Origin of the sequence: Nocardia vaccinii NBRC 15922 (genome assembly GCF_001613305.1) — a bacterium.
GTDB lineage: Bacteria > Actinomycetota > Actinomycetes > Mycobacteriales > Mycobacteriaceae > Nocardia > Nocardia vaccinii.
The window spans coordinates 1-3,602 of the sequence record NZ_BDCC01000111.1; the positions used below are offsets into that span (position 1 = coordinate 1).

The 3,602-nt window shown below is 67.3% G+C and carries 3 protein-coding genes; 1 reads left to right on the forward strand and 2 read right to left on the reverse strand.

Annotated features, from left to right (window positions below; genetic code table 11):
- Positions 1-179: 179 nt before the first annotated feature.
- Both NV1_RS41460 and NV1_RS41465 read right to left on the reverse strand, forming a co-directional pair.
- Positions 180-1,781, reverse strand: a complete 1,602-nt coding sequence (locus NV1_RS41460) for a dolichyl-phosphate-mannose--protein mannosyltransferase (RefSeq protein ID WP_174557533.1) — start codon at positions 1,779-1,781, stop codon at positions 180-182.
- Positions 1,782-1,859: 78 nt separating this feature from the next.
- A complete protein-coding gene (locus tag NV1_RS41465; protein ID WP_067905179.1) occupies positions 1,860-2,423 on the reverse strand; it encodes a peptide deformylase in 564 nt (187 codons plus the stop codon).
- 216 nt (positions 2,424-2,639) lie between these two features.
- Between NV1_RS41465 and NV1_RS41470 the strand changes: the two genes are divergently transcribed.
- Positions 2,640-3,590, forward strand: a complete 951-nt coding sequence (locus NV1_RS41470) for an FAD-dependent oxidoreductase (RefSeq protein ID WP_067905182.1) — start codon at positions 2,640-2,642, stop codon at positions 3,588-3,590.
- Positions 3,591-3,602: the final 12 nt, after the last annotated feature.

Sequence of the window (3,602 nt, forward strand, 5' to 3'; positions counted from 1 at the left end):
AGTGCTCGCGGACGAGGAAATCCTGTCCCGCTTCGTCTCTTTCGTCAACGCGCCGCAGGAGACGGACGCGACCATCTCGTTCGACGACACCGGGGAACGCAAAGTACCGGTCCTGCTCGGCGTGCCCGGCGTACCGGCACACTGAAAAACCTTGCAGAGCAAGAGCGTTCCACCCGGAATCAGCGCCAGCTCGGCAACATCAGATGAGCATGCCAATCGTCCACGCTGATCGGCATCCCGGTCAGAATCGGCCACAGCCACACGAAATTCGCCACCACCGCAGCGAGATACAGGCATACGACGACCAGACTCGACGTTCGCCGCTCACTGGGCGCCAGGAATCGATCCCCATCGGCCGTGCGCACGATCGGCGCGGGTCCGAGAATGTCCCCGAGCACCAGCGCGACACCCATCGCCAGGAACGGCGCCATCGGAACCGCGTAGAAGAAGTACATCTCGCGATCCAGATCCAGGAACCACGGCAGGAATCCGGCGCAGTAGCCGACGAGTACTGCGGCATAACGCCAATCGCGACGCGTGACACTGCGCCAGACCGCCCAGGCCAGCATCGGCAGCGACACCCACCACAGCACGGGAGTACCCACCAGCATCACCGCATCGACGCAGTACGACTTACCGCAGCCGGTGACACCGCCGTCCGCGTAGTGGTAGAGCATCGGCCGCAAGCCCATCGGCCACGACCAGGGCTTGGACTCCCAGGGGTGATGGTATCCGGCCGAATTCGTGAGTGCCGTATGGAAACTCAGTGATTCACCCTGGTTGTGCCACAGCGACCGCAACGCGTCGGGCACCCAGGACCACGGGCCGCCCGAGCCCACCGGATGTTTCCCGGCGTACGGATTGCCGACCGAATACCGGTCGTAGCCGTCCTCACTGCCGATCCAGGCTCCGTAACTGCCCAGGTAGACCAGCAACGGGATGACCACCAGCGCATACAGCGCCGGTCCGACGTCACGCAGTGCGGTACCCCGCCACGGCCACGGCACTCGGTACGCGCGCCGGGCGGCCAGATCGAAACAGACCGACAGCACCCCGAATGCCGCGATGAAGTAGAGACCCGACCACTTTGTCCCACAGGCCATTCCGAGCAGAACCCCGCCCGCGAACCGCCACCACCGCACACCCAGCCGCGGGCCGTACCGGCTCACCGCGATCCGCCCCTCGGCGTCCGCGCGGGCCATCCGGGCACGCACCTGGTCGCGATCGACGATCAGACAACCGAATGCGGCCACCACGAACAGCGCCTGGAAGATGTCCAGCATGCCGATGCGCGACTGCACCATACTCGTGCCATCACAGATCACCAGCAGACCCGCGATCCCGCCGATCATCGTCGAGCGCGTCATGCGCCGGGTGATGCGAACGACCAACAGCACCAACAACGTTCCGAAAATTGCCGCACTGAACCGCCAACCGAGCGGGGTGTATCCGAACAGCACCTCCCCCAGCGCGATCATCTGTTTGCCGACCGGCGGATGCACGATGTAGCCGTACCCCGGGTTGTCCTCGACCCCGCCGCCGGTCAGCATCTCCCAGCCCTGATGGGCGTAGTACTTCTCGTCGAAAGTCGGTGTGCCGCCGTCGGTGGGATAGCCCAGATTCTGGAATCGGGTGATCGCCGCGATCGCGGTGAGGACCAGGGTGACCACCCATCCCCGCAGCCGATCGGCCGGGCCCGGATCGGGCGAGGGCCTGAGCGGAGCCGGGGTGGACAGGGCCGGGCGCGCGCCACCCACCGGGCGCTCGGTCAACTGGTTCACCGCGCCGATCGTATGCGGTCGCGGCGGCGGCCCCTCGGTCGGCCATAGGACACGCCCGATTCTCCGCTACCGCAACGACTATCGCGGGTCCTCGCTGCCCGGCAGCCAACTGCCGCCGGGCTCGGTCCAGCCTCGGCGCACGAGCATCTTGCGGGCCGCGCGCTGATTGCGCCCGATCAGCCGGGACAGATACAGGCGACCGGCGAGATGGTCGGTCTCGTGCTGCAGGCAGCGGGCGAGAAATTCGGTGGTCGCCTCCACCTCGACGGGCGCGCCGGAGATATCCATGCCGCTCACCTTCGCCCAGCTCGCCCGGCCGGTGGGGTACCACTCACCCGGCACCGACAGGCAGCCTTCCAGATCGTCGTCCGGGTCCGGCATGGTCTCGGGAAGCTCCGAGGTCTCCAGCACCGGATTCACCACGTGGCCGCGATGGCGTACCCCGGAATCGACGAGATCGTAGACGAATACCGCCCGTGGATCACCGACCTGATTCGCCGCCAGACCCGCACCGTCGGCAGCGGTATTGGTCTCGAACAGATCCTCGACGAACGCGGCGAGCTCGTCGTCGAACTCGGTCACCGGAAGTGCCGGGCTTGCCAGCCGGGGATCACCCGCGATGAGAATCGGTCGTATCGCCACCCGGCAGAGCGTACTCCGCCGGATCGGCACTGAACCACCAGCGGCGCAGCGGTTCTCACTCACGACCGCGGCGGAACGAATCCGCCCCGGGTCGCGCTGCACGTCGCCTGGCTCCGGCCCGGCCGACCGTCTCCGCTCTCCTGGACTGGTGGGCCGCCGCTGACGAGAAGCCTGATCGGCTCGACCTTTCACAGGTTGCCGCCTAGCCTCCTGAGCGTGCGAGCGGTGATTGTCGGAGCGGGAGTATCGGGCCTGTCCACGGCGGCGGAGTTGCTGCGGACCGGACATGAGGTGACCCTCGTCAGTGCCGACCCGATCGCCGCCACGACGTCGTATCTGGCCGCGGCGGTATGGTTTCCGACCGCCGCGGGGCCGCCCGAGCGCGTAAATGCCTGGGGCACACAGACCTTCACCCATCTGGCACGGCTCGCCGAGAGCGGGACGCCCGGCGTGCGCATGCGTGAATCGCTGACGCTGTATCGGAACCAGCCCGGCCCCGTCGAGTGGGGACGCGCGGTTCGCGATTTGCGTCCGGCCCGGGACTCCGAGCTGCCGCCCGGGTACACCGCCGGACTGCGGTTCGCCGTACCGCTGGTGGAAATGCCGGTCTTCCTGCCCTGGCTGCACGACCGGGTGGTAGCGGCCGGGGCGAATCGGGTGCACCGGGAAGTCGGCGATCTCGGCGAAATCACCGATCTGGCACCGGATGTGGTGATCAATTGCGCGGGCCTGCGTGCCGGTGATCTCGTCGGCGACACCACCGTCCACCCCATCCGCGGACAGATCGTCCGGGTCACCAATCCGGGACTGTCGATGTCGGTGCGCGACGAAGCGCACCCCCTCGGACGCGCCTACGCCCATCCCCGGGCAACCGACTGCATCCTCGGCGGCACCCTGGAACCAGGCCAATGGGACACCACCCCGAACCCCGAACTGACACAGTCGATTCTGCACCGTTGCCGAGATATCGCACCGCAGCTCGCCGACTGTGCGGTCATCGAAACCCTCGTCGGCCTTCGCCCCGGCCGCCCGAACGTCCGCCTCGAACCCGACCACGCCTGCCTCCCCGGCACTCCCGTGATCCACAACTACGGCCACGGCGGCGCGGGCATCACCATCGGTTACGGTTGTGCCCGCGAAGTCGCCGAACTCGTTGCCGCCCTGTGAATATCGGCTAGT